The sequence below is a fragment of the Pseudomonas sp. GOM6 genome, assembly GCF_029537485.1.
GTDB lineage: Bacteria > Pseudomonadota > Gammaproteobacteria > Pseudomonadales > Pseudomonadaceae > Aquipseudomonas.
In genome coordinates this window covers 209,888-234,931 of record NZ_JARPUS010000007.1, presented here as the reverse complement: position 1 = coordinate 234,931, position 25,044 = coordinate 209,888, and the positions used below count along the sequence as shown (strand labels likewise).

Here is a 25,044-nt window from a genome sequence, read left to right as displayed (position 1 = left end):
TCTTGTCTATTGGGTCAATTTGTCGCAACAGTTGTTCTCCCATGGGCGACGTAGGACAATCGCCCGCTCTCTCGAATTCCCTTAGCGACCCTGCATGGCTTTCCTCGCCCTCGGCATCAATCACAAGACCGCCTCGGTGGACGTCCGCGAGCGCGTGGCGTTCACGCCCGAGCAGCTGGTCGAGGCCTTGCAGCAGCTGTGTCGTCTTACGCCCAGCCGAGAGGCGGCGATTTTGTCCACCTGCAACCGCAGCGAGCTGTACCTGGAGCAGGACCAGCTGCAGGCTGACGACGTGCTGCGCTGGCTGGCCGACTATCACCGCCTGAATATCGACGACCTGCGCGCCTGCGCCTATGTGCATCAGGACAACGATGCGGTGCGCCACATGATGCGTGTCGCCTCCGGGCTGGACTCCATGGTGCTGGGCGAGCCGCAGATCCTCGGCCAGATGAAGTCCGCTTACGCCGTGGCGCGCGAGGCCGGTACCGTCGGCCCGCTGCTCGGGCGCCTGTTCCAGGCCACTTTCAGTACCGCCAAGACGGTGCGCACCGATACCGCCATTGGTGAAAACCCGGTTTCCGTGGCCTTTGCCGCCGTCAGCCTGGCCAAGCAGATCTTCGCCGACCTGCACCGCAGCCAGGCGCTACTGATCGGCGCCGGCGAGACCATCAGCCTGGTCGCCCGCCACCTGCACGACCAAGGCATCAAGCGCATCGTCGTCGCCAACCGCACCTTGGAGCGCGCCAGCCAGTTGGCCGAGCAGTTCGGCGCTCATGCCGTGCTGCTGTCCGACATTCCCCAGGAGTTGGCGTACAGCGATATCGTCATCAGCTCTACCGCCAGCCAGCTGCCGATCCTCGGCAAGGGCGCGGTGGAGCGGGCACTGAAACAGCGCAAGCACAAGCCGATGTTCATGGTCGATATTGCCGTGCCGCGGGATATCGAGCCTGAAGTTGGCGAGCTGGACGACGTCTACCTCTATACGGTGGATGACCTGCACGAAGTCATCGAGGAAAACCTCAAGAGCCGTCAGGATGCCGCCCAGGCTGCCGAAGCCCTGGTGGCCAGCGGCGCCGAGGACTTCATGCAGCGCCTGCGCGAGTTGGCCGCCGTGGATGTGCTCAAGGCCTATCGCCAGCAGGCCGAGCGCCTGCGCGACGAGGAACTCAGCCGGGCCCAGCGTCTGCTGGCCAATGGTGTTGATGTCGAAGATGTACTGGCGCAGCTGGCCCGTGGCCTGACCAACAAGTTGTTGCACGCGCCCAGCGTAAAACTGAAGAAACTATCTGCCGACGGTCGCTATGAAGCGCTGGCCGTGGCCCAGGAACTCTTTGCCCTCGACGAGGGCCCGAGCAAGTCATGAAACCCAGCCTGCTGAAGAAACTCGACCTCCTCCAAGACCGCTTCGAGGAACTCACCGCGCTGCTCGGCGATGCCGAGGTGATCAGCGAGCAAAGCAAGTTCCGCGCGTATTCCAAGGAATACGCCGAAGTCGAGCCGGTGGTGCAGGGCTACCGCGAGTTGTGCCAGGTGCAGTCCGATCTGGAGGGCGCCCAGGCGCTGCTCAAGGACAGCGACCCGGACCTGCGCGAGATGGCCGAGGAAGAAGTGGCCAGCGCCAAGCAGCGCCTGCTCGAACTGGAAGACAGCCTGCAGCGCATGCTGCTGCCCAAGGACCCCAACGACAGCCGCAACGTCTACCTGGAAATCCGCGCCGGTACTGGCGGCGACGAGGCGGCGATCTTCTCCGGTGACCTGTTCCGTATGTACTCGCGCTATGCCGAGCGCCAGGGCTGGCGAGTCGAGATTCTCTCGGCCAACGAAGGTGAGCACGGCGGCTATAAAGAGGTGATCTCGCGCGTCGAGGGCGACAACGTCTACGCCAAACTCAAGTTCGAGTCCGGCGCCCACCGCGTGCAGCGCGTACCGGAGACCGAGTCGCAGGGGCGCATCCACACCTCGGCTTGCACCGTGGCAGTGCTGCCCGAGCCGGACGAGCAGGCGGCGATCGACATCAACCCGGCCGACCTGCGCGTGGACACCTACCGCAGCTCTGGCGCCGGCGGCCAGCACGTCAACACCACCGACTCGGCGATCCGGATCACCCACATTCCCACCGGCACCGTGGTGGAATGCCAGGAAGAACGTTCGCAGCACAAGAACCGCGCCAAGGCCATGGCTTGGCTGGCGGCCAAGTTGAAAGACCAGCAGGAAGCCGCCGCGCACAAGGAAATCTCCGACACGCGCAAGCTGCTGGTGGGCTCCGGTGACCGCTCCGAGCGTATCCGCACCTATAACTTCCCCCAGGGCCGGGTCACCGACCATCGCATCAACCTGACCCTGTATTCCCTGGGCGAGGTGATCGCCGGCGGCGTGGAGCAGGTGATCGAGCCGCTGCTGCAGGAATACCAGGCTGACCAGCTGGCGGCGTTGGGCGACTGATTGACACCCCTCTCCCTCTAGGAGAGGGGCGGGGGTGAGGGATCCTCGGGCCGCTCCGAGCTGCTTATGTCACCCTCTCCCCAGCCCTCTCCCTGGGGGAGAGGGCGTTGTTGAAGGCATAGGACCTTGTGCATGGCCAGTATCCAAACCCTGCTCGACAGTACCGATCTACCCGACTCGCCGACCGCACGGCTGGATGCCGAATTGCTGCTGGCCGCTGCGCTGAACAAGCCGCGCAGCTACCTGCGCACCTGGCCCGAGCGCGAGCCGACTGCCGAGCAACTGGATGCCTTCGCCCGGATGCTCGGGCGTCGCCGCAGCGGCGAGCCGGTGGCTTATATCCTCGGCCACCAGGGCTTCTGGAGCCTGGAGCTGGAAGTGGCGCCGCATACCCTGATTCCCCGCCCGGACACTGAGCTACTGGTGGAGACCGCCCTGCAGCTGGCCCCTGCGACGCCGCGGCGTGTGCTCGATCTGGGCACCGGCACCGGTGCCATCGCCCTGGCCCTGGCCAGCGAGCGCGGTGGTTGGCAGGTAATGGGCGTGGATCGCATCGCGGAAGCTGTGGCCCTGGCTGAGCGCAATCGCCAACGCCTCCAGTTGGGCAATGCCGAGTTTCGCCTGAGCAGCTGGTTCGACAGCCTGGGCGGCGAGCGTTTCGACCTGATTGTCAGCAACCCACCGTATATCGCCGCCGATGACCGTCACCTGGGTGAGGGGGATGTGCGCTTCGAGCCGCAAAGTGCCCTGGTCGCCGGTGCCGATGGCCTGGACGATATTCGCCTGATCGTGGGCCAGGCACCGCAGCACCTGCAGCCGGGTGGCTGGCTGTTGCTGGAGCACGGCTATGATCAGGCCGAGGCGGTGCGTGCATTGCTCGGTGCCGCCGGTTTCCACCTGACCGAGAGCCGCCGCGACCTGGGTGGCCACGAACGTATTTCCCTGGGGCAATGGCCAGCATGATGATGGAACTGAGCGACGACGAACTGCTGCGTTACAGCCGGCAGATCCTTTTGCCGCAAATCGACGTGGACGGACAGCTGCGACTGAAGAACAGCTGCGCATTGATCGTCGGGCTCGGTGGCCTGGGCTCGCCGGTGGCGCTGTATCTGGCGGCGGCGGGTGTCGGCGAGCTGCACCTGGCCGATTTCGATACGGTCGACCTGACCAACCTGCAACGCCAGATCATCCACGATGGCAACCAGGTTGGCGTGGCCAAGGTCGATTCGGCCATGAGCCGGCTCGCCGCGATCAACCCGCAGATCCGCCTGGTGCCGCACCGCTCGGCGCTGGACCAGGATTCGCTGGCCGCCGCCGTGGCGGCCGTGGATCTGGTGCTGGACTGCAGCGACAACTTCGGCACCCGTGAGGCTGTCAACGCAGCCTGTGTGACGGCCGGCAAGCCGCTGGTGTCCGGCGCGGCGATCCGCCTGGAAGGCCAGCTCGCGGTGTTCGATCCGCGCCAGGCGGCCAGCCCCTGTTACCACTGCCTGTATGGCCATGGCAGCGAAGCCGAGCTGACCTGCAGCGAAGCTGGCGTGGTCGGCCCGCTGGTCGGGCTGGTGGGCAGCCTGCAGGCACTGGAAGCGCTCAAGTTGCTGGCCGGTTTCGGCGAGCCGCTGGTGGGTCGTCTGCTGCTGATCGATGCGCTGGGTTCGCGCTTTCGCGAGCTGCGGGTCAAACGTGATCCCGCTTGCGCGGTGTGTGGAGCGCGCCCGTGAGCGAAGCGCCGGTCGGTGTGTTCGACTCCGGCGTCGGTGGCCTGTCGGTGCTGCGCGAGATTCGCGCCCGTCTGCCGCAGGAATCACTGCTGTATGTGGCCGACAGCGGTCATGTGCCCTATGGCGAGAAGAGCCCGGAATTCATCCGTGAACGCAGCCAGGCGATTGCCGCGTTTCTACTGAGCCAGGGCGCCAAGGCGCTGGTGCTGGCCTGCAACACCGCGACGGCTGCCGCGGTGGCTGATTTGCGCGAGCGTTACCCGAAGGTACCTATCGTCGGTATGGAGCCGGCAGTGAAGCCGGCTGCAGCGGCTACCCGTAGCGGCGTGGTGGGGGTGCTGGCCACCACCGGCACACTGAAAAGCGCCAAGTTCGCAGCCTTGCTCGACCGTTTCGCCCATGACGTGCGCGTGATTACCCAGCCCTGCCCGGGATTGGTGGAGCAGGTCGAGGCCGGTGAGTTGGACAGTGCACGCACCCGGGAACTGCTGCGCGGCTGGGTCGAGCCGCTGCTGGCCGAGGGCTGCGACACGTTGATCCTGGGTTGCACGCACTATCCCTTTATCAAGCCATTGCTGGCCGAGCTGGTGCCGGCGTCGGTGCGCCTGGTGGATACCGGTGCGGCAGTGGCCTGTCAGTTGCAGGCGCTACTTGATCGTCATGGCTTGCGTGCTGTCGGTACAGCGCAAGCGACGCGCTATTGGTCCAGTGCCGATCCGCAGGCAATGGCCCGGGTACTGCCGAAATTATTGTCTGAACTCGCCGACGTTCAGCCGCTCTGTGTTTGAGCGAGTAGACAGGAATCCGGCTTTAGTCGGCTTTCCTTAATAATTCGGGGTTATATACTCTGGTTATCGCTACGACGCCGATACTTTTCACTACAGGAAGTTAGAAGAATGAAAAAGATCCTTTCTCTGGCTACGGCAGCTGCTTTGGCAATGGGAAGTTTCTCTGCACAGGCTGTCGATTTCACGGCAGCCATTGGCCAGAGTGGTGACTCGACCATGGTCTACCGTCTTGGCGCCCAATGGGACTGGAATACCAGCTGGTGGCAGAGTGATGTCGGTCGCCTGACCGGCTACTGGGATGCCGGCTACACCTATTGGGAAGGGGATGAAACCGCCAGCAACCACAGCCTGTCGTTTGCTCCGGTTTTCGTTTATGAGTTTTCCGGTGAAAGCGTACAGCCCTACATCGAGGCAGGTATCGGTGTGGCGGCGTTCTCCAGCACCGAGCTGGAAGACAACGACCTGGGGTCGTCCTTCCAGTTCGAGGATCGCATCGGCGCTGGCCTGCGTTTCTCCGGTCAGGAAATCGGCATCCGTGCGCTGCACTACTCCAACGCTGGGATCAAGAACCCCAACGACGGTGTCGAGGCCTACACCCTGCATTACCGCACCAGCTTCTGAGCGAGCTGCAGACATGAGAAACCGGGCCTGATGCCCGGTTTTTTTATGCGCCAAACGGGGGGCGCAACTGCTTTAACCAGACGGGCTCCGGGCATGTCGGCAACACCTCGGCTGCGAACACCGGCAGCAGTGGCGCACGGCACTTCGGTTTGGCCGGAGTCATTTCGTCAGGCGCGCATCGCGGCTGAAGCCGCTCCCACAGGCCAGTGAAGTCCGCTGCGCGGTCCGTTCAGCGATAGATGCCGACCATGCCGCGTCGCTCGTCATGGCACTCCGGCGAGCCCAGTTCGAATTCGCGGCAGATCAGCGGGCGCACTTCGTAGATGGTGCAGCGCATGCTGTCGCGATCCAGCGCCGCACACCAGCCATCGTCCAGACGGCGCATCACTTCGCCGCCCCAGTCGTCGGTTTCGATGAAGCGCTGCGGTACGCCGGTATCGGTGATCAGCATGACTTCCAGCTGGCAGCAGCAGGCGGCGCAGGTGCTGCAACTGGTGGCGGACTCGCTGGGGAGTTGGGTGAGGGGGATGCGGGTCATGGGCGCGCAGTGTACGGCAGGCAACCGAGGATGGCTTGCCTGGCCGACAGGCGCGCGCAGGAGCCGTTAATCAGGCCTGCCCACCAGGTGATCTGTGCCCGGACAAGGCCTTGGCCCGATACATGCCCGCAAAGCCATGTGCTACCAGCATCACGGCGGCCCAGATGGCGGAGAGCAACAGCAGGGTTGGCCATAGCCCCAGCGGCAGGCCGACGCCAGCCAGTTGCGCGCCGGCATAGTAGGACAGTGGCCCGCCCACGGCGCCGAGTACACTGGCCAGCCACCAGGGGCGGGCGCTCCAGGCCAGGCTGTGGTTGAGGGTGGTGGCGAACAGGGACCAGAGCAGGGCCAGCCAGGCGGGCAGCAGACGACTATCGCCAGCGAAGTCGAACACGCCGAGGTTGAGCAGGAAGCTGTCCAGGGCGCAGCCGAATAGCGCCACGCTGGCGACCAGACGCCCTTCGTTGCGCCAGTGGGCGATCCAGATGAAGTGTGCGGCCAGGCAGGCCAGCGCTACCGTCAGCAGCCAGGGCCGGGTGGCGCCGAAGATGCAGGCGAACCAGCCCGCCTGAAACAGCAGGGCGTTGAGGATCAGTGAGCGGGGCGCAGTCATGGGCATGCGAGTCGGCCAGTAGTCAGCAAAAGGCTGAGGGTACCCTCAGCCTGGCCCTTGCCCAAGGGGCGAGCATGGAGGTGCTCAGGCATCGAAGCGGCCCAGCAAAGGCGCCGGCCGCGCCCCTTCCTTGACCAGCAGGAGCTGGGCGGTGCCGATCGTGCGCTCGAGGAAGCCGCCCTCGCAGTAGCACAGGTAGAACTCCCACAGGCGGTAGAAGTAGTCGTCGTAACCGAGCTGCTCCAGGCGGTGCCGGGCGTGGCGCAGGTTGTCGTGCCACAGGCGCAGGGTCTTGGCGTAGTGCAGGCCGAAGTCCTCCATGTGGTGCAGATTGAGGTCGGTATCGCGGCTGACGATCTGCAGCATCGTGTTCACCGAGGGCAGCGCGCCGCCGGGGAAGATGTAGCGCTGGATGAAGTCCACCGAACGTTTGGCCTGTTCGTAGCGCTGGTCGCGGATGGTGATGGCCTGCAACAGCATCTGCCCGTGGGGCTTGAGCAGGTGCGAGCACTGCTTGAAATAGGTGGGCAGGAAGCGATGGCCGACCGCCTCGATCATCTCGATCGACACCAGTTTGTCGTACTGGCCGTCGAGGTCGCGGTAGTCCTTGAGCAGCAGGGTGATGCGTTGCTGCAGGCCCTGTTCTTCGATGCGCTGGCGCGTGTATTCGTACTGCTCGCGCGACAAGGTGGTGGTGGTCACCCGGCAGCCGTAGTGGCTGGCGGCGTAGATGGCCATGCTGCCCCAGCCGGTGCCGATCTCCAGCAGGTGGTCATCGGCCTTGAGGTCGAGCTTCTGGCAGATGCGCTCGAGCTTGTTCAGCTGGGCCTGCTCCAGGCTGTCCTGCTCGCTCTGGAACATGGCGGCCGAGTACATCATGGTCGGATCGAGGAACTGCTCGAACAGGCTGTTACCCAGGTCGTAGTGAGCGGCAATGTTCTTGCGCGAACCCTTGCGGGTATTGCGGTTGAGCCAGTGCAGGCCCTGCAGTAGAGGCCTGCCGAGCAGGGCCAGGCCGCGCTCCATGCCGTCCAGCACGTCGAGGTTGCTGACGAATACACGGATCACCGCGGTCAGGTCCGGGGTGGTCCAGTAGCCGTGGATATAGGCTTCGCCGGCGCCGATCGAGCCGTTGCCGGCGACCATCGCCCAGACTGCGGCGTCCTGCACCTGGATTTCAGCGTGCAATGGCGAGCCGGCCTGACCGAAGGTCTGCCGTTCGCCGTCCTCGATTATGGCCAACTGGCCGTGGCGCAGCTGACCGAGTTGGCGCAGTACGGCGCGGCGCAGCAAGCTGGCGCCGATGCCATTGCCAGCACGCACGCTGGTTTTCGCGGAACTGAGGTCAGGACTCTTCATGGCGGGGCTCCAGGTGGGCGGTGCGAAATTCGCCGTCCGCAGTGCGATGGGAAAAGATCGGGGTGCGCTTGAGCAGCAGGCGCAGGGCCTGCCAGTAGATGGCCAGCAGGGTCTTGCCGGTCATCCAGGGAAACGCCAGTAGGTGCCGGTGCAGGCTGCTACGACTGAGTTCGACACGGTTTAGGCCGAGGCCGGCTTCGAATAGCTTGTCGTCGCCCTGCCAGTCCTCCATGCGGATATGCAGGTGTTCGCCAGGTGGCGAGTAGCGCATGCGGTACTCCAGTTCACGCGGCAGGAAGGGCGAAACGTGAAAGCTCTTGGCCACGCGATGGCGGGACTCACCCTCGGCGTTGGCCGGCAGCACATAGTGGTAACGCTCGCGCCAGGGGGTGTTGCTGACTTCGCAGAGGATGGCGGCCAGGCGATCCTGGGCGTCGTAGCAGTAGAAGAAGCTCGCCGGGTTGAAGGCCAGGCCCCAGCTGCGCGGCTGTGCCAGCAGGCAGATGCGACCTTCAGGCGTCTGGCCGAGGGCCTCGCCGACACGTTGGCGCACGGCATCGATCAGACGCACGCCCTGGCCGGTGAGCTGTGGCAGGAAGTCTGTCTCACGCCAGGCGAAGGGGGCCCAGCGCGAGCGGCCTGCCAGTGGCGAGAGCGCCAGCACGGCCTCCTGCTCGCTCAGGTCGAGGTAGAGCAGGCCCATGCGATAGCGGAAGGCGTGGCCGCGCGGCAGGTAGCGGCGATGGCTGACCCAGCCTTGATAGAGCGCGCTGTTCACAGTTGCTCGCCGAAGGCGCGGGCCACACGCAGTGCGCTGACCACGCCGTCCTCGTGAAAACCATTGGCCCAATAGGCGCCACAGTAGTAGCTGTGCTGAGCGCCGAGGACTTCCTGCCAGCGCGCCTGGGCCGCGATGCCGGCCAGGCTGAATTGCGGGTGAGCGTAGCGATAGCGGCCGAGGATCTTGCTCGGGTCGATGGCTTCGGTCTGGTTGAGGCTGACGCAAAAGGTTGTTTCGCTGCGAATGCCCTGCAGGATGTTCATGTTGTAGGTGACGGCGGCAGGCTGCTCGCTCGGCCCACCAAGGCGGTAGTTCCAGCTGGCCCAGGCCAGCCGGCGCTGCGGCAACAGGCGGGTGTCGGTGTGCAACACCACGTCGTTGTCGGCGTAGCGCAAGGCGCCGAGGATGTCCCGCTCGGCCTCGCTCGGTGCGCTGAGCAGGCTCAGGGCCTGGTCGCTGTGGCAAGCGAAAACCACTTTGTCGAAACGTTCGGTGCCGTGCGCACTCCGGATGGTCACGCCATCGGCGTCACGCTCGACCTGTTGCACGGGGCAGCTCAGGCGAATGCGCTCGGCAAAGCTGGCCGTCAGGGGCGCCACATAGCTGCGCGAGCCACCGGCGATAACCCGCCATTGCGGGCGGTCATTGACCGAGAGCAGGCCGTGGTTCTTGAAGAAACGCACGAAGAATTGCAGGGGAAAGCTGAGCATGTCGGCCAGTGACATGGACCAGATGGCCGCGCCCATGGGCACGATGTAATGGTCGATGAAGCGCTGACCGTAACCGCGCTGGCGCAGGTAGTCGCCGAGCGTGGTATCGGCGCCGATACGCTGCTGCTCCAGGTCGAACAGCGCCTCGCGGTTGAAGCGCAGGATGTCGCGCAACATGCCTATAAAGCGTGGCGAGAACAGATTGCGCCGCTGGGCGAACAGGCTGTTGAGGTTGTTGCCGTTGTACTCGCAGCCGCTGACCGGGTCGTGCACCGAGAAGCTCATTTCGGCGGGTTGCGAAGCAACGCCGAGCTGGTCGAGCAGGCGGATGAAGTTGGGGTAGGTCCAGTCGTTGAACACGATGAAGCCGGTATCAATGGCGTACTGCCGGCCAGCCACCTCGACATCCACGGTGTGGGTGTGGCCGCCAATCCAGTCGCTGCTTTCGAACACGGTGATGTCGTGCTGGCGATTGAGCAGGTAGGCGCTGGTCAGGCCGGCGATGCCGCTGCCGATGATGGCGATTTTCATGGTTGTTGTTCCGAACGGGCCAGGCGTTTGCCGAGAGCCAGTTGCAGGCGCCCGGGCAGGTGGGAGAGCAGGATCAGGGTGGCGATGAACAGGCGCGGAAAGGCAATCTCCAAGGGGCGTTTCTCCAGGCGTTGGGCAATATGCCGAGCTGCTTTGTCCACCGGCCAGCGCATGGGCATGGGGAAGTCGTTCTTCTGCGTCAGCGGCGTGTCGACGAAGCCGGGACTGACCAGAGTGACTTCGATACCGCTGGCCGCCAGGTCGATGCGCAGTGACTCGAACAGGTAGCGCATGGCGGCCTTGGAGGCGCCGTAGGCACCGGCGCGGGGCAGGGGCAGATAGGTGACCGAGCTGCTCACCGCCACCAGGTGCGGGCGCTGGCCCTGGCGCAGCAATGGCAGGGCGACCTCCACGCAGTAGCTGGCGCTCAGCAGGTTGGCGCGCATGACGCGCTCGACCATGTCGGCCTCGAAGTGCTCGACCTCGATGTATTCACAGGTTCCGGCATTGAGGATTACCTGATCCAGCGCCCCCCAGTGCGCCTTGATGCGTTCACCGATGGCCCGCACCTGCTCGCGATCACTGAGGTCGCCCGGTGCCAGCAACACCTGTTGCGGGTAGCGGCTGGCCAGGCTCTGCAGAGCCTGGGCATTGCGTGCGCTGACCGCCAGGCGATGGCCTTGCTGCAGGAGGATTTCCGCCAGGGCGGCGCCAATGCCGCTGCTGGCGCCGGTCAGCCAGATACGCTTGTTCATGCCAGTCTCCGTTTCAGCCAGGCAATGGCGCCACCCATCAGCGGCAGGTGCTCGTAAAGCAGGGCGCCAGCATCGAAGTAGTCGCGGTGTTGGTAGACCTTGTCCCACCACAGCAGGTGCGAGCAGCCATCAACCCGGATCGGGGCACCGCCGCGCAGGCGCGGATGACGATAGGTCATGGTCCAGCGTAGGTAGCCTTCGCCGTCACTGATCTGGTCGTGGCTATGAAAGTCGAAATGCAGCTGGCTGACGTTGGCATACAGTTCGGCGAAGTAATCCTGCAGTGCCGACAGCCCGCGTACTTCATGCAGCGGGTCGCGGAACACGACGTCCTCGCTGTACAGCTCATCGATGCGCTGCAGATTGCTGGCGTCCAGCTCGGCAAAGCGTTCGGCGAAATGACGCAAAAAGTCAGACATGCGCAACCTCCGTTTGCGGCAGGCTCTTGAAGGCCTGCAGGACACGCTCACGCGAACGGGCCAGGTCGACGATGGGCCGCGGGTAATTGGCCATGCCGAACAATCCGCCCAAGGCCGCCGGGTCGTGGATGTCGCGCTTGTTCAGTTCGGCCAGTTCCGGCACCCAGGTACGGATGAAGCGACCGTCCGGATCGAACTTCTGTGACTGGCTGATCGGGTTGAAGATGCGGAAGTAGGGCGCCGCATCGGTGCCGGTGGAAGCGCTCCACTGCCAGCCGCCGTTGTTGGCCGCCAGGTCGCCGTCGATCAGGTGGCGCATGAAGAACCGCTCACCTTCGCGCCAGTCGATCATCAGGTTCTTGCTCAGGAACATCGCCACCACCATGCGCAGGCGGTTGTGCATCCAGCCGGTGGCCAGCAACTGGCGCATGGCGGCATCGACGATGGGGATGCCGGTGCGGCCCTGCTGCCAGGCGGCCAACTCGGCTGGCGCCTGGCGCCAGGGCAGGGTCTCGGTTTCCAGGCGGAAGGCACGGTGCCGCGAGACGCGCGGATAGCCGACAAGGATGTGCTTGTAGAACTCGCGCCAGAGCAGTTCGTTGATCCAGGTGATGGCGCCGGGGTTGCCGCTGTCGAATTCGCCACGGTTGCCTTGCAGGGCGGCATGCAGGCACTGGCGCGGGGACACCACGCCCGCGGCCAGGTAGGGCGACAGGCGGCTGGTGCCGGGACGGGCGGGAAAGTCGCGCTGCTCCTGGTAGTACAACAGGGCCTCGTCAGCGAATTCGTCCAGCTGCTGGCGCACAGGCGCCTCACCGGCCGGCCAGAGCTGGCGCAGGTTGTCGCTGGGCGGGAGAAATTCCGGCAGCGCCTTGGGAATGGCGTCGCTGGCCAGGTCGAGCGGGGCCTGGGCCTTGGGCGTCGGCACCAGGCCGGGCATGGCCGTATGCAGGTGCTGGTAGCAGACCTTGCGGAACTGGCTGAACACCTGGAAGTAGGTGCCGCTGCGGGTCAGCACACTGCCAGGCTGGAACAGCAGTTGGTCGAGATGACTGCGCCATTCGACGCCCTGCAGGGCCAGGTGCTGTCGTACCGCCCGGTCGCGGCGGGTTTCGTTGAGGCCGTATTCCTCGTTGACCTGCACGCAACCTATGGTCTGATCACGGCAGACATCCGCCAGCACCTTGGGCGCATCGCGCCAGTGCGCGGCGGTACGAATCAGCAGCGGTACGTTCAGCTCCGCCAGGCGTTGCTGCAATTCCTTGAGGTTGCGTAGCCAGAAATCAACTTTGCAGGCGGCGTCGTCATGCTCCAGCCACTGCTGCGGGCTGAGCAGAAACAGGGCAATGGTCGGCCCCGTCTGCATGGCGGCGGCGAGGGCGGTGTTGTCGTGCACGCGCAGGTCGGTGCGGAACCAGATCAGTTGGCGCATGAGGAGGCCTTGAGTTGTTGCAGGTGCAGGTCGGCGCCCAGCGGGTCTTCGGCCAGGTGCAGGCCAGGCAGGTGCTGCAGGTCTTCGGCATGGATGTGGGCAGCGGCGCCAACCAGCAGCAGCGGCACGGCACAGGTGTTGTTGAGGCGCGGCAACTCGCGGCGCAGCAGGCTGTTGTCCAGCGCCTGGCTGGAGTACAGCAGCAGGGCGTGAGGGGTAAGGCTTTCCAGGGCCACGGCCAGTTCGACCAGGGGCAGTGGCCAGTCGAACACTTCCACCGGGCTGCCGGCACAGCTGGCCAGCCAGGCGCACAGCCACAGGCCCGGCTCCAGCGGCAGATCGGACAGGTTGACCAGCAACAGCGGTGCGCCGCTGAGCTGGCGGTTGTTCTGCGCCAGGCGCGTGCCCAGCTTGCTGCGCAGCCAGGAATAAAAGAACACCCGCTCCAGCTGGGCGCCAAAGGGGGCGCCCTGCCAGCGCTGGTGCAGCTCGTCGAACAGGGGCAGGAACAGTTGCTGGCAGAGGGTGCGCGGCGGGTAGAGGGCCAGGGCGCGGTTGAAGTGCTCGTCCAGCTGGCGCTCCTGCAGATCCTCGATGCACTGCAGCAGTTGCGCGCGCAGGGTTAGCCACTGGTTACTGCCCGGCGCGGGTGGCGTGCTGCGGGTGCTGAGCAATTCCTTGACCTGGCTGACGGCCACGCCGCGCTCCAGCCAGCCGAGGATGGCGTGGATGCGCGTCAGGTGTTCCTGCGAATACAGGCGGTGTCCCTTGGGCGTGCGGTGCGGCACGATCAGCCCATAACGGCGCTCCCAGGCGCGCAGGGTCACTGGATTGACCCCGGTATGGCGGGCCACCTCACGAATCGGCAGGTAGCCCTGGGCGAGGGCGTCCTGATAGTCGTCCGGCGGGCTCATAGGGCGTTGCGCAGGCTGAGGTTTTCCGGGTGTGGCTGCAGGTAGGCCTGGCGGGCCACGTAGTCATCCGGATGGCGGCGGAAGTGGTGCTTGAGCAGGGTCAGTGGCACCACCAGAGGCACGATGCCGCGGCGGTACTGTTCGATGATGTGGGCGATCTCCTGGCGGTCTTCGTTGCTCAGGGCGCGCTTGAGGTAGCCGCTCAGGTGCTGCAGCACATTGCTGTGGGTACCACGGGTGGCGCAGCGTTTCAGCGCAGCCATCAGCTGGCTGAAGTAGCGCGGGCCGAACTCGGCCGGGTCGTACTTGCCCAGGTCGGCCAGGAGCCGGCCAAGGGCCTTGTACTGCTGCGGATGACTGGCCATCAGCTGGTATTTGTAGCGGGCGTGAAATTGACCGATCGCCTTGTGGGTCAGGCCTGCTGCCAGCAGACGCTGCCACTCGGCATAGGCAAATACGCGGGTCAGGAAGTTTTCGCGCAGTACGGGGTCATTCAGCCGGCCGTCCTCTTCGATGGGCAGGTCAGGGCGCAGGCGTGCCAGGGTGGCGGCGAAGATGCCGGAGCCACCTTCTGTCTCGGGGTAGCCGTTGTCGCGATAGACCTTGACCCGCTCCATGCCGCAGGAGGGTGATTTCTGCATGAGGATGTAGCCGCAGATATCCTGCAGCTCCGTGGCGATGCGCGTGCCGTAATCGATCAGCGCCTGGGTGTGGTCGCGGTCCGGGTGTACGGTGCCCACGGCGCGCGGTGCGGCGGGGTCGCCGACCAGGCGAATGGGCTCTCGGGGCGTGCCCAGGCCAATGGCGGCTTCCGGGCACAGCGCCACGAAGTCAAAGTGTTCGGCCAATACCTGGCTGCACAGACGCGACTCCTTGTGACCGCCATTGAAGCGTACCGGGGCGCCGATCAGGCATGCGCTGATACCGAGCTTGAGACGTTCCACAACCTGTACCTCCCGCGATTACTTGTACCTGAGTTGAATCTTGTACAAGTAAATACGCGAGATAAAAGTTGTGCAAGTATTAATTTGTGTACAGCTTTTTGCAGGGGCGGCCACGGTCCCGATACCGGCAGCACCCGGTTCATTGGCGAGCCTGCTGCAGTAACAGCACCGTTGCATCCAGGCGCGGCGGGTGCGTCCTAAGCGTCCGACGGAGGCGAGTAGCTGGCCGAAAAACGGCCAGTCGCTGCGCATTTATTCCGGCTTCCTGTAGCTGTGATCACAGCAGGGGTTACGGATAGCCCAGCAGCGCCTTGATCTGGGCCAGGTGGGCAGCGACCCAGTGCTTGTCGATGGCGCCCCAGTCGCGAATCACATAGTGCCCGGCGTTGTTGCGCTCGCCATCGTGCTGGATGAACTCGCACTGGATATCCAGCTCGGCCAGCGCCGCCAGGGTGTCCTGGGCGGTGCGCCGGGGCATGCCGGTGGCCTCGATCAACGCCGGCACGCTGGTGGCGGTGCCGCTGTCGACCAGCCAGGCGACGTAGAGGCGGCGGTAGAAGCTGGTGCGGGTCTTGCTGACTTCCATGTTTTCTCCTGAGGTGGCTTGCCAGGCGGGGTGGCGCGGGGGTATCTACGCAGGTCTTGCGGAGGATAGCGATGAACGAGCAGAACGACGACCTGGAAGTGGCGCTGGTGCAGTGTGAACTGGCCTGGCAAGACCCCGCGACCAACCGGGAATACCTCGCCGCCCAGCTGGAGCAGGCGCGCGGCGCCGACCTGGTGGTGCTGCCGGAGATGTTCAGTACCGGTTTCTCCATGCATTCGGCCGAGCTGGCCGAGCCGGAAGACGGCCCCACCACGGCCTGGCTGCGCGAGCAGGCGCAGCGTATCGGCGCTGTGGTCACCGGCAGCCTGATCATCCAGGCTGCCGACGGCAGCTACCGCAACCGCCTGCTGTGGGCGCGCCCGGATGGCTCGCTGGCGCACTACGACAAGCGTCACCTGTTCCGCATGGCCGGCGAGCACAAGCACTATGCGGCGGGTGAGGAGCAGGTGGTGCTGGAGGTCAAGGGCTGGCGGGTGCGCACGCTGATCTGCTACGACCTGCGCTTCCCGGTGTGGAGCCGCGATCCCGAGAAAACCGACCTGCTGCTGTACACCGCCAACTGGCCGGCGGCGCGGCGTCACCACTGGAACCGCCTGCTGCCGGCACGGGCCATCGAGAACCTGTGTTACGTGGCCGCGGTGAACCGCATCGGCAACGACGGCAATGGCCACCCCTACAGCGGCGATAGCCAGGTACTGGACTTCCAGGGCGAAGCCCTGCTGGCGCCCGGTGATGCCGCAGGCGTATTCCGCGTGACGTTGGCGGCCGCCGAGCTGGCGGCCTACCGGCAGCGCTTCCCTGCGTATCTGGATGCGGACCGGTTCTACCTGGCGGGGCAGTGAGGCAAGCCCGTTAAGGAGTGTTCCTGTTGTCCCCGGCCAGCGCATAGGTTGGGTTGCGCGCAGCGAAGCCCAACAAGCGAGCTGGCCTGCGTCACTCGCGGCTGAAGCCGCTCCCACAAAAAAACGGGTCCTGGACGTCCGTGGGAGCGGCTTTAGCCGCGAAAAGACTGCCAGGAGGCTGACACCGAATACCGCCCGGTGCGTCCAGGCTCAGCCCAGCGAAGCCATATCGATCACGAAACGGTATTTCACGTCGCTTTTCAGCATGCGCTCGTAGGCTTCATTGATCGCCTGCATGGGGATCATCTCGATATCCGAGACGATGCCGTGCTCGGCGCAGAAGTCGAGCATCTCCTGGGTCTCGGCGATACCGCCGATCAGCGAGCCGGCGATTCGGCGGCGCTTGAAGATCAGGCCGAACACGTCCGCCGGCGGGTGCGGCGAGTCTGGCGCGCCGACCAGGCACAGGGTGGCGTCGCGCTTGAGCAGGTTGAGGAAGGGGTTGAGGTCGTGGGGCGCGGCCACGGTGTTGAGGATGAAGTCGAAGCTGCCCGCGTGTGCGGCCATCTCGTCTGCACTCTTCGATACCACCACTTCGCTGGCGCCCAGGCGCAGGGCGTCGTCACGCTTGTTTGGCGAGGTGGTGAACAGCACCACATGAGCGCCCATGGCGGCGGCGATCTTCACACCCATGTGGCCGAGGCCGCCCAGCCCGACGATGCCGACCTTCTGCCCCGGGCCGACCTTCCACTGGCGCAGCGGCGAGTAGGTGGTGATGCCGGCGCACAGCAGCGGCGCCACGGCCGCCAGCTGTTCGGCGCTGTGACGAATCTGCAGGACGAAGCGCTGGTCCACCACGATGTGCTGAGAGTAGCCGCCGAAGGTGTTCTCGCCGCCGAATACCGGGCCGTTGTAGGTGCCGGTGAAACCGCTCTCGCAGTACTGCTCCAGGCTCTCACTGCAGGACGCGCAGTGGCGGCAGCTGTCGACCATGCAGCCGACGCCGGCGACGTCGCCGACCTTGAAGCTCGAGACATTGCTGCCGACGGCCGTGACCTTGCCGACTATCTCGTGGCCCGGCACCGAGGGATACAGGGTGTTGTTCCACTCGTTACGCGCGGTGTGCAGGTCGGAGTGGCAGACACCGCAGTAGAGGATGTCGATGGCCACATCGTCCGGGCCAACGGCGCGGCGCTGGATTTCCATGGGGGCCAGTGGCGTTTCTGGATTCTGTGCGGCGAAGGCGAGAGTGGTGCTCATGGGCGTCTCCTGGGGTCTGCAAAGGATGCAGGAGAGGCTAAAGCAGGCAGGTTACAGAGGGCTTGCCTGATCCTGCCGAATCCATGCCCAGAGGTGCACGGCATGCGCCAGGCTCCTTCATAAAAGCGTCCTGGCGACCGTCTATGCTCATCCGGGCTACACATCACCATTGCGGTTTGCAGACGGGGGCGCCATGCAATCTTCACGACATTGGGGGCTGGTGGTTTCACTGGCGGGATGTTTCACGGGGCCGGTCGTGGCCGGTTCGGCAGGCTTCGCCGGCATCGTCGCCAGTGCCGATTCGGCGGAGACTGCTAACGGCAACCCAGCGGGGATGTCGCGCCTGGCGGAGCCGACGACCAGCCTCAGCCTGATGATGGCCCGGGGCTTTGGCGAGTTCGAGGTGGACGAGGGCAAGACCACGACTGGCGGCGGTAACCCTGACGATGACTCCAGTCCGGTATTTCTGCCTCAGGCCTACCATGTGCGGCCGTTGAACGAGGACGTGCATGTCGGCCTCTCTCTGACCGTGCCCACCGGCTTCGGCTCGGAGTACGGTTCGGACTGGGCCGGGCGTTATTACACGGACAGCTATTCGCTGGTCTATGTCGCCCTGACGCCGGCGATTTCCTGGCGCATCAACGAGCAGTGGTCGATAGGGGCGGCCGTTGGTATCAACTACATCGCCTCGGAGTCGGAAGTGGCCATCAACACCCTGGTGCCGGGGGCGGCCGATGGGCGGATGAAGGCTGAGCTCGATGGTGTCGGTACCAACTTCACGCTGTCGTTGTTGTGGGAGATGACCGACAAGACCCGCTTCGGGCTGTCCTACACCAGCGAGTCGAAGACCGATATCGATGGCGACCTGAAATTCCGCAATACCGGTCCGGTGATCGGCGGGTTGCTGGAACGCGGCATCCTCAGCGACGAGATCGAGGTCGAGCAGGTACAGCCGCAGCGCATCATCGGTGGCCTGTATCACGAGCTGGAGGCGGGGGACTTCATCGTGGCCGATATCGGCTGGGTCGAGTTCTCGCGGTTCGGCGCCAACTCGATTTCCCTCGATGGCCAAGACCTTAATGTCGAGGAGGGCGGCTTCAACAACTTCTGGGCGGGGGCCTTGGGCTATGGCTTCCCCGAGCACAATGGCTTGCGCTACACCCTGGATGCCTTCTATGTTCAGGCGCCGGTGGATGACGACAAGCGCACCCTGGCGCTGGCGCTAGACCGTATCTGGGGGTTCGGGGCAGGGGTGCAGGTCGACCATGGCAAGGGCCAACTGGTCGAATTCAATGTGCATCTGGTCGATTTCGGCAAAGGGCCGGTCGATACCGGCACGTCGGCCGTACGCGGGCGGGTGGTGGGGGAGACCGATAACCCCTACGCGCTGATCATCAGTGGCGCCTATCACTTCTAGGCTGGGCCGCAACGAAAAACGCCGGGCAAGTGCCCGGCGTTTTTATTCATCTATGACTGATCAGGCGGCTTGCGCCTCGGCCTGCTCCAGCGCCCGGTTCAGTGCGCTGAACAGGGCACGGAAGGTCGCGGTGGTCAGGTTCTCGTCGATGCCGATGCCGTGCAGTGGGCGGCCACCGTTCAGGCGTACCTCGATATAGGCCACGGCCTGGGCGTTGGTGCCGGCGCTGATGGCGTGCTCGTGGTAGTCCATGATCTCGATGTTCTGCGGCAGTGCGGCGACCAGCGCCTCCAGCGGGCCCTTGCCGGTGCCGTGCTTGCGACGGGTTTCGCCGTCGTAGGCGACTTCGACGTCGACGCTGCAGATGCCATTCTCTTCCTGCAGGCGGTGGCTCTTCAGTGCGTACGGGCTGTTGGCTTCGAGGTATTCGCTCTGCAACAGGCTATAGATCTGCTGGGCCGTCATCTCCAGGCCGAGGCGGTCGGTTTCGCGCTGGACCACCTGGCTGAACTCGATCTGCATGCGACGCGGCAGGCTGATGCCGTACTCCTGCTCGAGCAGGAAGGTGATACCGCCCTTGCCGGACTGGCTGTTCACCCGGATCACCGCCTCGTAGTCGCGACCGATATCGGCCGGGTCGATCGGCAGGTAGGGCACTTCCCAGATACCTTCCGGGTCCTGCTGGGCGAAGCCCTTGCGGATGGCGTCCTGGTGCGAGCCGGAGAAGGCGGTGTGGACCAGGTCGCCGACGTACGGATGGCGCGGGTGCACCGGCAGCTGGTTGCACTCTTCCACTACCTTGCGCACGGCGTCGATGTCGGAGAAGTCCAGTTCGGGGTCGACGCCCTGGGTGTAGAGGTTCAGCGCCAGGGTCACCAGGCACACGTTGCCGGTGCGCTCGCCGTTGCCGAACAGGCAGCCTTCGACGCGGTCGGCGCCGGCCATCACGGCCAGTTCCGAGGCGGCCACACCGGTGCCACGGTCGTTGTGGGTGTGCACGCTGATCAGCACGCTATCGCGACGATCAACATGGCGGCCGAACCACTCGATCTGGTCGGCGTAGTTGTTCGGCGTGGCGCACTCGATGGTGGCCGGCAGGTTGAGGATCAGCTTCTGCGCCGGGGTCGGCTCGAACACGCCGATCACCGCGTTGCACACCTCGACGGCGAAGTCGATTTCGGTGGAGCTGAACACTTCCGGCGAGTATTCGAAGCCCCACTGGGTCTCCGGCTGGGCGGCAGCCAGGCGCTTGATGATGCGTGCGGCGCTGGTGGCGATCTCGATCACGCCGGCCTTGTCCTGGTTGAAGACGATGCGGCGGAAGCTCGGCGCGGTGGCGTTGTAGTAGTGGACGATGGCCTTCTTGGCGCCCTTGAGCGACTCGAAGGTACGGGTGATCAGGTCCTCGCGGGCCTGGGTCAGCACCTGGATGGTCACGTCGTCAGGGATATGGCCGCCCTCGATCAGCTCGCGGACGAAGTCGAAGTCGGTCTGCGAGGCGGACGGGAAGCCCACTTCGATTTCCTTCAGGCCCACGGCGACCAGGCACTTGAAGAAGCGCATCTTCTTCTCGGCGTCCATCGGCTCGATCAGCGACTGGTTGCCGTCGCGCAGGTCGGTGGACAACCAGATCGGCGCCTTGTCGATGACCTGGTCCGGCCAGGTACGGTCGGGCAACTGGATCTGGGTGAACGGGCGGTATTTCTTCGACGGGTCTTTGAGCATGGTCATCAGGCAAATCCTTGAGTTCGGCGGCAGGCCGGGGCAACACGAAAGGGTTGGGGCGAAAGGAGGGTTCAGCTACGCAGTCGCGGGCTGACCAGACGCAGGCAGGCGTGTTGCCGCAGAAGAATGAGGGTGTGAGCTGTTTTCATGCCGCCAACCCTACTGTTGAGGGGGAAAGATGGCAATGCTTGTGGGGAAAACGCCTGAAAATTGCCGCTAAATCGATATTGAGGTTGTTGGTTGCTGTTTTATGGGTGTTTTTGGCAATAAATTGCGCTGAGTTTTTTGGCGGGCACGTCCTGCGCGTGCCTGCCGGCGGTGGCATCACTGGTGTGCTGCAGGCGTTGCGCGATCCTGCTGGGCGATGGCTAGGCGATTGTCGATCAGTACACGAAAATCCGCGCCGCTGGGACTCTGGAATACGCGCAGTCCAAAGGCCGGCAGGATCGCCAGCAGGTGGTCGAAGATATCGGCCTGGATGCCTTCGTAGACCAGCCAGGTGGTGGTGTTGGTGAAGCAGTAGATCTCCAGCGGTAGGCCGTCGGCACCCGGCTGCAGTTGGCGGGTCATGAGGGTCATCTGCTGGTGCACGCTGGGGTGCTGGCGCAGGTAACGTTCGACGTAGGCGCGGAAGGTGCCGAGGTTGGTCAGGCGGCGGGTGTTGCGCGGGTCGTCATGGCCGGCGTTGCTGGCTTTGAGCTCCGCCTGTTTTTCGTCCAGGTAGTCGGCCAGCAGCGCAAAACCACGTAGTTCCTGCAGTTGCTCGGCGTCGAGAAAGTGCACGCTGTTCTGATCCAGATACAGACAACGCTTGATCCGGCGACCACCGCTTTCCTCCATGCCGCGCCAGTTTTTGAAGGCGTCGGTGATAAAACGCTTGGTCGGGATGGTGCTGATGGTCTTGTCCCAGTTCTGCACCTTCACCGTGTGCAGGGCGATGTCGATCACGTCGCCATCGACGTTGAGCTGTGGCATCTCCACCCAGTCGCCGACGCGGATGATGTCGTTGGAACTGATCTGCACGCTGGCCACCAGCGACAGCAGGGTGTCCTGGAAGATCAGCAGCAGCACGGCGGCCATGGCGCCGAGGCCGGACAGCAGGATCAGCGGCGAACGGTCGATCAGGCTGGCGATGACCAGGATGGTGGCGATGGCAAAGATAGCGATCTTGACCACCTGCAGGTAACCCTTGATCGGCCGCATGTGGGCGTCGGGGCGTAGCTGGTACAGGGTGTTGATGATGTCCAGCAGGGCGCTGAGTGCCAGGGCCACGGTCACCACGATAAAGGCGGAGGCGACATTGACCACCACCACGGCTACCGCGTCGGGCAGGTTGGGTAGCAGGTGTACGCCACTGATCAGGATCAGCGCCGGCACGATGTTGGATAAGCGCTTGATCATGCCGCTGTGGCTGATGTTCGTGGTGCGCCCCAGGTGGGTGGCGCCCATGACGCGATTCAGACCGCGCACGAGAATGCGTTTGACCAGCCAGTTGGCAAGCCAGGCGATAAACAGCAGAAAGCCAAGGGCGATGACGGTGTGCAACTGGGGATGCTGGTTCAGCCAGTCCAGGGCTTGTTGCAGTTGGGCGGGCATTAAGAAGGGCCTCGTGGGCTGCGGATCAAGCTGCAGAACCTTAGCAAAGCCCTTGCGTGAGCCCAACCTGCAACTGTAAGTCCGGTTTTCCGCTCAGGGCTTGAACGCGCCGATAAAGATCGCCGGATCGACCCGCGCATCGTTGAGGCTGATGTTCCAGTGCAGATGCGGGCCGGTGGCGCGGCCGGTGCTGCCAACTTTGCCCAGTACGCCGCCGCGCGGCAGCTCGTCGCCAAGCTGAACGCTCACCGCTGACAGGTGGCAGAACATGCTTATCAGGCCCTGGCCGTGGTCGACGAACACCGTCTTGCCGTTGAAGAAGTAGTCGCCGATGAGGATCACCCGGCCGGCGGCCGGAGCCTTGATCGGCGTGCCGGCCGGCACGGCGAAGTCCAGGCCAGAGTGCGGGTTACGTTCCTCGCCGTTGAAGAAGCGGCGCAGGCCGAAGGGCGAGGACAGTGGCCCGCTGACCGGTTTGTCGAGCAGCAGGTTGCTCGGTTGGCGTGGGCTGAAGTGGCGGTAGGCGGCATTCTGCTCGGCCAGTTCGCGCTCGATGCGGGCCAGGTTTTTGGCGTTCGGGTTGACCTGCTCCTTGTTCTTCAGGGTGATGCGCTGCTCGCGATAGTGCTTGCCGCCAACCTGGAAACTCAGCTTCTGACCGTCGGCCTCGATCTGTTGCTGGCCGGGCTTGACCGTCAGCGGGATGCCGACAATGGCGATCCAGCGCTGGCCATCTTCCTTCACCACCAGTACCGGTTTGCCCTGGTAGCGCACCTGCGGCGCACTCGAGCCAGCCCCCAGGTCGACGACTGCTACACCACCGGGCACCGGCTTGTTGAGCAGGCGCGTGATGAAACCCTCGGCTTGTACGGGAAGGGCGAGGCAGAGCAGGGTGAGCAGGCTGACGAGGCGCATGGGCTGTCCGTGTGGTGGTATCAGTCGAGCAGTGACAGGGTCACCGGCTCCAGATGGTTGTCCTCGACCCGCACCGCCAGCTCGCCTTCGCCCAGGCGTGCCTTGAGGCGCTGGCCGGGATGGGTCTGGCGGGCGGCGCGCACGGCCTGGCCGCGTTCGTCGAGGAGGATGCTGTAGCCGCGACCGAGCGTGGCTAGCGGGCTGACGATATGCAGCGTTTGCGCGAGGTTTTCCAGCTGTCGGCGTTGCTGGCGCAGCTGCAGCTCGATAGCGCGGGGCAGACGCGTGGCCAGGCTGTCCAGACGCTGGCGCAGCAGGGCCAGAGCGCGCCCCGGATGCTGGGCGTTGAGGCGACCCTCCAGGCGGGCCAGGCGCTCGTGACGGCTATTGGCTTGCTGCGCGAAGGCGCGGCGCAGGCGCATGTCCAGATCGTCCAGGCGCTGGGCCTGCTGGCGTAGGCGTTCGCCGGGGTGGCGCAGGCGCCGGGCCAGGCCGTCAAGGCGCAGGCGTTCGCGGCTCAGGCGGGTTTGCAGGGTTAGGGCCAGGCGGCGCTTGAGACTGTCCAGGCGACGTTGCAGGTCGGAGCTGTCCGGCGCCAGCAGTTCAGCGGCGGCGGAGGGGGTTGGCGCGCGTATATCAGCGACAAAATCGCTGATCGACACGTCCGTCTCATGGCCGACGGCGCTAACCACGGGCGTGACGCAGGCGGCCACGGCGCGCGCCACGGCCTCCTCGTTGAAGCACCACAAGTCTTCCAGCGAGCCGCCGCCACGGGCCAGGATGATGGCGTCGAAGCCAGCGCGGTCGGCCAGCTCAAGGGCGCGGACGATCTGCGCGGTGGCCTCGCGGCCCTGCACGGCGGTGGGGATCAGGGTCAGCGCCACCTGCGGCGCGCGGCGGCGGAACACACTGATGATGTCGCGGATCACCGCACCGGTCGGCGAGCTGACAATGCCGATGCGCTGCGGATGGGCAGGCAGGGCGCGTTTGCGCTCGGCGGCGAACAGGCCCTCGGCAGAGAGTTTCTCTTTGAGCGCCTCGAAGGCCAGGCGCAGGGCGCCATCGCCGGCCGGCTCTACCGTATCGAGGATCAGCTGGTAGTCGCCGCGGCCCTCGAACAACGAGACTTTGCCGCGCACCTTTACCGCCAGGCCGTCGCGCAGCGCCTGGCGCACGCGGGCGGCGTTCTGCCGGAACAGCGCGCAGCGCACCTGGGCCTGGCTGTCCTTGAGGGTGAAGTAGAGGTGGCCGGAGGCCGGGCGCGCCAGGTTGGAGATTTCGCCTTCGACCCAGACCTGGGCGAACACATCCTCCAGCAGCAGGCGCGCACGGTTGTTCAGTTGGCTGACGCTGAGGGCCTCGCGGTCGAGGCCCAGGCGCTGGAACGGGTCGGTAATCATGGCCGGCATGATAGCGGGTTGACCGGCGTGCCCAAAGCGCGGCAAGCCAGTAGACTGCGCCGCCTTTTCAGCCATCCTTCCTTTTATGAACGTCATACAAAGCATCCTGGTGCCGCAGATTTCCAGTCTGCCGCACCTTGGCGCGCACTCGCAGCGGATCGTGCGCTGGCTCAGCGGCCAGCGGCTGATCGACGCCCAGTTGAGTACCTGTGGGCGCTTGGGCAACGGCATGGCCCATGCCATCGGCGAAGGTGCACGGCGCTTGCCTTATGCGGAGCGCCTGCCGTTCGGCCAGCCGTACAACGGTCTGCAGGTGGTGACCCTGCGCAGCATCTACACGCCGACCCGCGACTTTCTCGAAGAGGCCGGTTGCCCCGAGTGCCGCCAGGAAGTTGGTGTGGCGCTGTTCGAGAGTCTGGACGTATGGATGGCCGGGGTCAGTGACAACTTCACTTGCCCCGAATGCGGCCATGAGGATGACATCAACGGCTTCCTCTTCCTCCAGCCCTGCGCTTTCTCCAACCTGGCTTTCGTGTTCAACGGCTGGCCGCCGGAGTGCTTTTCGCCGCAGCTGCTGGAGCAGTTTGCCGAGCGCCTGGGCTTTCCCATGCGCCTGGTGCATGTGCACGACTGAGTGGCGTATCGCCATTGAGCGAAGGTGGCCCGCTAGGTATAATGCCGCGCTTCTTATTTTTCCCTCCCGGGAGCCCCGCC

25 protein-coding genes are annotated in these 25,044 nt (G+C 64.8%); 9 read left to right on the top strand and 16 right to left on the bottom strand.

All coding sequences use genetic code 11. The features are described from left to right. Window positions 1-94 precede the first annotated feature (94 nt). The 6 genes from hemA (at window position 95) to P7A97_RS10990 (ending at window position 5,572) form a co-directional block, all read left to right on the top strand. A complete protein-coding gene (gene hemA, locus P7A97_RS11015) occupies window positions 95-1,363 on the top strand; it encodes a glutamyl-tRNA reductase (RefSeq protein ID WP_277689987.1) in 1,269 nt (422 codons plus the stop codon). Further along, the gene (gene prfA, locus P7A97_RS11010) at window positions 1,360-2,442 is read left to right on the top strand and encodes a peptide chain release factor 1 (protein WP_277689986.1); all 1,083 of its coding nucleotides are present in this window, start codon (window positions 1,360-1,362) and stop codon (window positions 2,440-2,442) included. Before hemA ends, prfA begins: the two co-directional genes overlap by 4 nt. A 132-nt stretch (window positions 2,443-2,574) precedes the next feature. Continuing rightward, window positions 2,575-3,405 carry a peptide chain release factor N(5)-glutamine methyltransferase gene (gene prmC / locus P7A97_RS11005; RefSeq protein ID WP_277689985.1) on the top strand — a complete coding sequence of 277 codons (831 nt, stop codon included), beginning with the start codon at window positions 2,575-2,577 and terminating at the stop codon, window positions 3,403-3,405. A 2-nt stretch (window positions 3,406-3,407) separates the two neighbouring features. Next, complete coding sequence (locus P7A97_RS11000; RefSeq protein WP_277690004.1) at window positions 3,408-4,163, top strand: molybdopterin-synthase adenylyltransferase MoeB; 756 nt, start codon at window positions 3,408-3,410, stop codon at window positions 4,161-4,163. Then, the gene (murI, locus tag P7A97_RS10995; protein ID WP_277689984.1) at window positions 4,160-4,951 is read left to right on the top strand and encodes a glutamate racemase; all 792 of its coding nucleotides are present in this window, start codon (window positions 4,160-4,162) and stop codon (window positions 4,949-4,951) included. Before P7A97_RS11000 ends, murI begins: the two co-directional genes overlap by 4 nt. A 108-nt stretch (window positions 4,952-5,059) precedes the next feature. Beyond that, entirely contained in the window at window positions 5,060-5,572 is a 513-nt protein-coding gene (locus P7A97_RS10990; protein ID WP_277689983.1) for an acyloxyacyl hydrolase, read from the top strand. 229 nt (window positions 5,573-5,801) lie between these two features. Here the strand turns inward: P7A97_RS10990 and P7A97_RS10985 are convergent, their stop codons facing one another. The 11 genes from P7A97_RS10985 to P7A97_RS10935 form a co-directional block, all read right to left on the bottom strand. Then, window positions 5,802-6,110 carry a YkgJ family cysteine cluster protein gene (locus tag P7A97_RS10985; protein WP_277689982.1) on the bottom strand — a complete coding sequence of 103 codons (309 nt, stop codon included), beginning with the start codon at window positions 6,108-6,110 and terminating at the stop codon, window positions 5,802-5,804. A gap of 70 nt (window positions 6,111-6,180) precedes the next feature. Beyond that, window positions 6,181-6,723: a DUF2878 domain-containing protein gene (locus P7A97_RS10980; RefSeq protein WP_277689981.1), complete on the bottom strand. Its 543-nt coding sequence runs from the start codon at window positions 6,721-6,723 to the stop codon at window positions 6,181-6,183. A gap of 84 nt (window positions 6,724-6,807) precedes the next feature. Continuing rightward, window positions 6,808-8,082 carry a cyclopropane-fatty-acyl-phospholipid synthase family protein gene (locus tag P7A97_RS10975; protein ID WP_277689980.1) on the bottom strand — a complete coding sequence of 425 codons (1,275 nt, stop codon included), beginning with the start codon at window positions 8,080-8,082 and terminating at the stop codon, window positions 6,808-6,810. Beyond that, a complete protein-coding gene (locus tag P7A97_RS10970) occupies window positions 8,069-8,860 on the bottom strand; it encodes a DUF1365 domain-containing protein (protein WP_277689979.1) in 792 nt (263 codons plus the stop codon). The genes P7A97_RS10975 and P7A97_RS10970 overlap by 14 nt, the downstream gene beginning before the upstream one ends. Continuing rightward, window positions 8,857-10,104 (bottom strand): FAD-dependent oxidoreductase, encoded by a 1,248-nt coding sequence (locus P7A97_RS10965; RefSeq protein ID WP_277689978.1) that lies wholly within the window; start codon window positions 10,102-10,104, stop codon window positions 8,857-8,859. The genes P7A97_RS10970 and P7A97_RS10965 overlap by 4 nt, the downstream gene beginning before the upstream one ends. Beyond that, complete coding sequence (locus P7A97_RS10960; RefSeq protein WP_277689977.1) at window positions 10,101-10,859, bottom strand: SDR family NAD(P)-dependent oxidoreductase; 759 nt, start codon at window positions 10,857-10,859, stop codon at window positions 10,101-10,103. Before P7A97_RS10960 ends, P7A97_RS10965 begins: the two co-directional genes overlap by 4 nt. After that, a complete protein-coding gene (locus P7A97_RS10955) occupies window positions 10,856-11,278 on the bottom strand; it encodes a nuclear transport factor 2 family protein (protein WP_277689976.1) in 423 nt (140 codons plus the stop codon). The genes P7A97_RS10960 and P7A97_RS10955 overlap by 4 nt, the downstream gene beginning before the upstream one ends. Beyond that, window positions 11,271-12,710 (bottom strand): deoxyribodipyrimidine photo-lyase, encoded by a 1,440-nt coding sequence (gene phrB / locus P7A97_RS10950; protein ID WP_277689975.1) that lies wholly within the window; start codon window positions 12,708-12,710, stop codon window positions 11,271-11,273. The genes P7A97_RS10955 and phrB overlap by 8 nt, the downstream gene beginning before the upstream one ends. After that, complete coding sequence (locus P7A97_RS10945; protein ID WP_277689974.1) at window positions 12,698-13,624, bottom strand: MerR family transcriptional regulator; 927 nt, start codon at window positions 13,622-13,624, stop codon at window positions 12,698-12,700. Before P7A97_RS10945 ends, phrB begins: the two co-directional genes overlap by 13 nt. Beyond that, the gene (locus P7A97_RS10940; protein ID WP_277689973.1) at window positions 13,621-14,568 is read right to left on the bottom strand and encodes a 2-thiouracil desulfurase family protein; all 948 of its coding nucleotides are present in this window, start codon (window positions 14,566-14,568) and stop codon (window positions 13,621-13,623) included. The genes P7A97_RS10945 and P7A97_RS10940 overlap by 4 nt, the downstream gene beginning before the upstream one ends. A gap of 289 nt (window positions 14,569-14,857) precedes the next feature. Continuing rightward, window positions 14,858-15,154, bottom strand: coding sequence for a winged helix-turn-helix domain-containing protein (locus tag P7A97_RS10935; RefSeq protein WP_277689972.1), 297 nt, complete (start codon window positions 15,152-15,154; stop codon window positions 14,858-14,860). A 71-nt stretch (window positions 15,155-15,225) separates the two neighbouring features. Here P7A97_RS10935 and P7A97_RS10930 point away from each other — a divergent pair, with 71 nt between their 5' ends. Continuing rightward, a complete protein-coding gene (locus tag P7A97_RS10930) occupies window positions 15,226-16,017 on the top strand; it encodes an amidohydrolase (RefSeq protein WP_277689971.1) in 792 nt (263 codons plus the stop codon). Window positions 16,018-16,227: 210 nt separating this feature from the next. On the opposite strand, the gene P7A97_RS10925 is transcribed toward P7A97_RS10930, so the two are convergent. Next, the gene (locus P7A97_RS10925; protein ID WP_277689970.1) at window positions 16,228-17,277 is read right to left on the bottom strand and encodes an NAD(P)-dependent alcohol dehydrogenase; all 1,050 of its coding nucleotides are present in this window, start codon (window positions 17,275-17,277) and stop codon (window positions 16,228-16,230) included. A gap of 193 nt (window positions 17,278-17,470) precedes the next feature. Here P7A97_RS10925 and P7A97_RS10920 point away from each other — a divergent pair, with 193 nt between their 5' ends. Next, window positions 17,471-18,694, top strand: a complete 1,224-nt coding sequence (locus P7A97_RS10920; RefSeq protein WP_277689969.1) for an outer membrane protein transport protein — start codon at window positions 17,471-17,473, stop codon at window positions 18,692-18,694. 60 nt (window positions 18,695-18,754) lie between these two features. On the opposite strand, the gene leuA is transcribed toward P7A97_RS10920, so the two are convergent. The 4 genes from leuA to xseA all read right to left on the bottom strand — a co-directional run bounded on the left by leuA (window position 18,755) and on the right by xseA (window position 24,330). Beyond that, entirely contained in the window at window positions 18,755-20,425 is a 1,671-nt protein-coding gene (leuA, locus tag P7A97_RS10915; RefSeq protein WP_277689968.1) for a 2-isopropylmalate synthase, read from the bottom strand. 318 nt (window positions 20,426-20,743) lie between these two features. Beyond that, window positions 20,744-22,015 (bottom strand): mechanosensitive ion channel family protein, encoded by a 1,272-nt coding sequence (locus P7A97_RS10910; RefSeq protein WP_277689967.1) that lies wholly within the window; start codon window positions 22,013-22,015, stop codon window positions 20,744-20,746. Between the two features lie 93 nt (window positions 22,016-22,108). Continuing rightward, window positions 22,109-22,930 (bottom strand): peptidoglycan DD-metalloendopeptidase family protein, encoded by an 822-nt coding sequence (locus P7A97_RS10905; protein ID WP_277689966.1) that lies wholly within the window; start codon window positions 22,928-22,930, stop codon window positions 22,109-22,111. A 20-nt stretch (window positions 22,931-22,950) separates the two neighbouring features. Then, window positions 22,951-24,330, bottom strand: coding sequence for an exodeoxyribonuclease VII large subunit (xseA, locus tag P7A97_RS10900; protein WP_277690003.1), 1,380 nt, complete (start codon window positions 24,328-24,330; stop codon window positions 22,951-22,953). Between the two features lie 85 nt (window positions 24,331-24,415). Between xseA and P7A97_RS10895 the strand changes: the two genes are divergently transcribed. Further along, entirely contained in the window at window positions 24,416-24,964 is a 549-nt protein-coding gene (locus P7A97_RS10895; protein WP_277689965.1) for a sugar ABC transporter ATPase, read from the top strand. Window positions 24,965-25,044 lie beyond the last annotated feature (80 nt).

What these genes read in the sequence shown, in the direction of transcription:
- P7A97_RS10920 (WP_277689969.1), top strand. Translation starts at nt 17,471, where the DNA reads ATGCAATCTTCACGACATTGGGGGCTGGTGGTTTCACTGGCGGGATGT.
- P7A97_RS10980 (WP_277689981.1), bottom strand. Translation starts at nt 6,723, where the DNA reads ATGACTGCGCCCCGCTCACTGATCCTCAACGCCCTGCTGTTTCAGGCG.
- P7A97_RS10905 (WP_277689966.1), bottom strand. Translation starts at nt 22,930, where the DNA reads ATGCGCCTCGTCAGCCTGCTCACCCTGCTCTGCCTCGCCCTTCCCGTA.
- prfA (WP_277689986.1), top strand. Translation starts at nt 1,360, where the DNA reads ATGAAACCCAGCCTGCTGAAGAAACTCGACCTCCTCCAAGACCGCTTC.
- prmC (WP_277689985.1), top strand. Translation starts at nt 2,575, where the DNA reads ATGGCCAGTATCCAAACCCTGCTCGACAGTACCGATCTACCCGACTCG.
- P7A97_RS10930 (WP_277689971.1), top strand. Translation starts at nt 15,226, where the DNA reads ATGAACGAGCAGAACGACGACCTGGAAGTGGCGCTGGTGCAGTGTGAA.
- P7A97_RS10910 (WP_277689967.1), bottom strand. Translation starts at nt 22,015, where the DNA reads ATGCCCGCCCAACTGCAACAAGCCCTGGACTGGCTGAACCAGCATCCC.
- P7A97_RS10975 (WP_277689980.1), bottom strand. Translation starts at nt 8,082, where the DNA reads ATGAAGAGTCCTGACCTCAGTTCCGCGAAAACCAGCGTGCGTGCTGGC.
- P7A97_RS10985 (WP_277689982.1), bottom strand. Translation starts at nt 6,110, where the DNA reads ATGACCCGCATCCCCCTCACCCAACTCCCCAGCGAGTCCGCCACCAGT.
- phrB (WP_277689975.1), bottom strand. Translation starts at nt 12,710, where the DNA reads ATGCGCCAACTGATCTGGTTCCGCACCGACCTGCGCGTGCACGACAAC.
- P7A97_RS10945 (WP_277689974.1), bottom strand. Translation starts at nt 13,624, where the DNA reads ATGAGCCCGCCGGACGACTATCAGGACGCCCTCGCCCAGGGCTACCTG.
- P7A97_RS10960 (WP_277689977.1), bottom strand. Translation starts at nt 10,859, where the DNA reads ATGAACAAGCGTATCTGGCTGACCGGCGCCAGCAGCGGCATTGGCGCC.
- P7A97_RS10895 (WP_277689965.1), top strand. Translation starts at nt 24,416, where the DNA reads ATGAACGTCATACAAAGCATCCTGGTGCCGCAGATTTCCAGTCTGCCG.
- P7A97_RS11000 (WP_277690004.1), top strand. Translation starts at nt 3,408, where the DNA reads ATGGAACTGAGCGACGACGAACTGCTGCGTTACAGCCGGCAGATCCTT.
- P7A97_RS10955 (WP_277689976.1), bottom strand. Translation starts at nt 11,278, where the DNA reads ATGTCTGACTTTTTGCGTCATTTCGCCGAACGCTTTGCCGAGCTGGAC.
- hemA (WP_277689987.1), top strand. Translation starts at nt 95, where the DNA reads ATGGCTTTCCTCGCCCTCGGCATCAATCACAAGACCGCCTCGGTGGAC.
- P7A97_RS10990 (WP_277689983.1), top strand. Translation starts at nt 5,060, where the DNA reads ATGAAAAAGATCCTTTCTCTGGCTACGGCAGCTGCTTTGGCAATGGGA.
- xseA (WP_277690003.1), bottom strand. Translation starts at nt 24,330, where the DNA reads ATGATTACCGACCCGTTCCAGCGCCTGGGCCTCGACCGCGAGGCCCTC.
- P7A97_RS10935 (WP_277689972.1), bottom strand. Translation starts at nt 15,154, where the DNA reads ATGGAAGTCAGCAAGACCCGCACCAGCTTCTACCGCCGCCTCTACGTC.
- P7A97_RS10925 (WP_277689970.1), bottom strand. Translation starts at nt 17,277, where the DNA reads ATGAGCACCACTCTCGCCTTCGCCGCACAGAATCCAGAAACGCCACTG.
- P7A97_RS10965 (WP_277689978.1), bottom strand. Translation starts at nt 10,104, where the DNA reads ATGAAAATCGCCATCATCGGCAGCGGCATCGCCGGCCTGACCAGCGCC.
- leuA (WP_277689968.1), bottom strand. Translation starts at nt 20,425, where the DNA reads ATGACCATGCTCAAAGACCCGTCGAAGAAATACCGCCCGTTCACCCAG.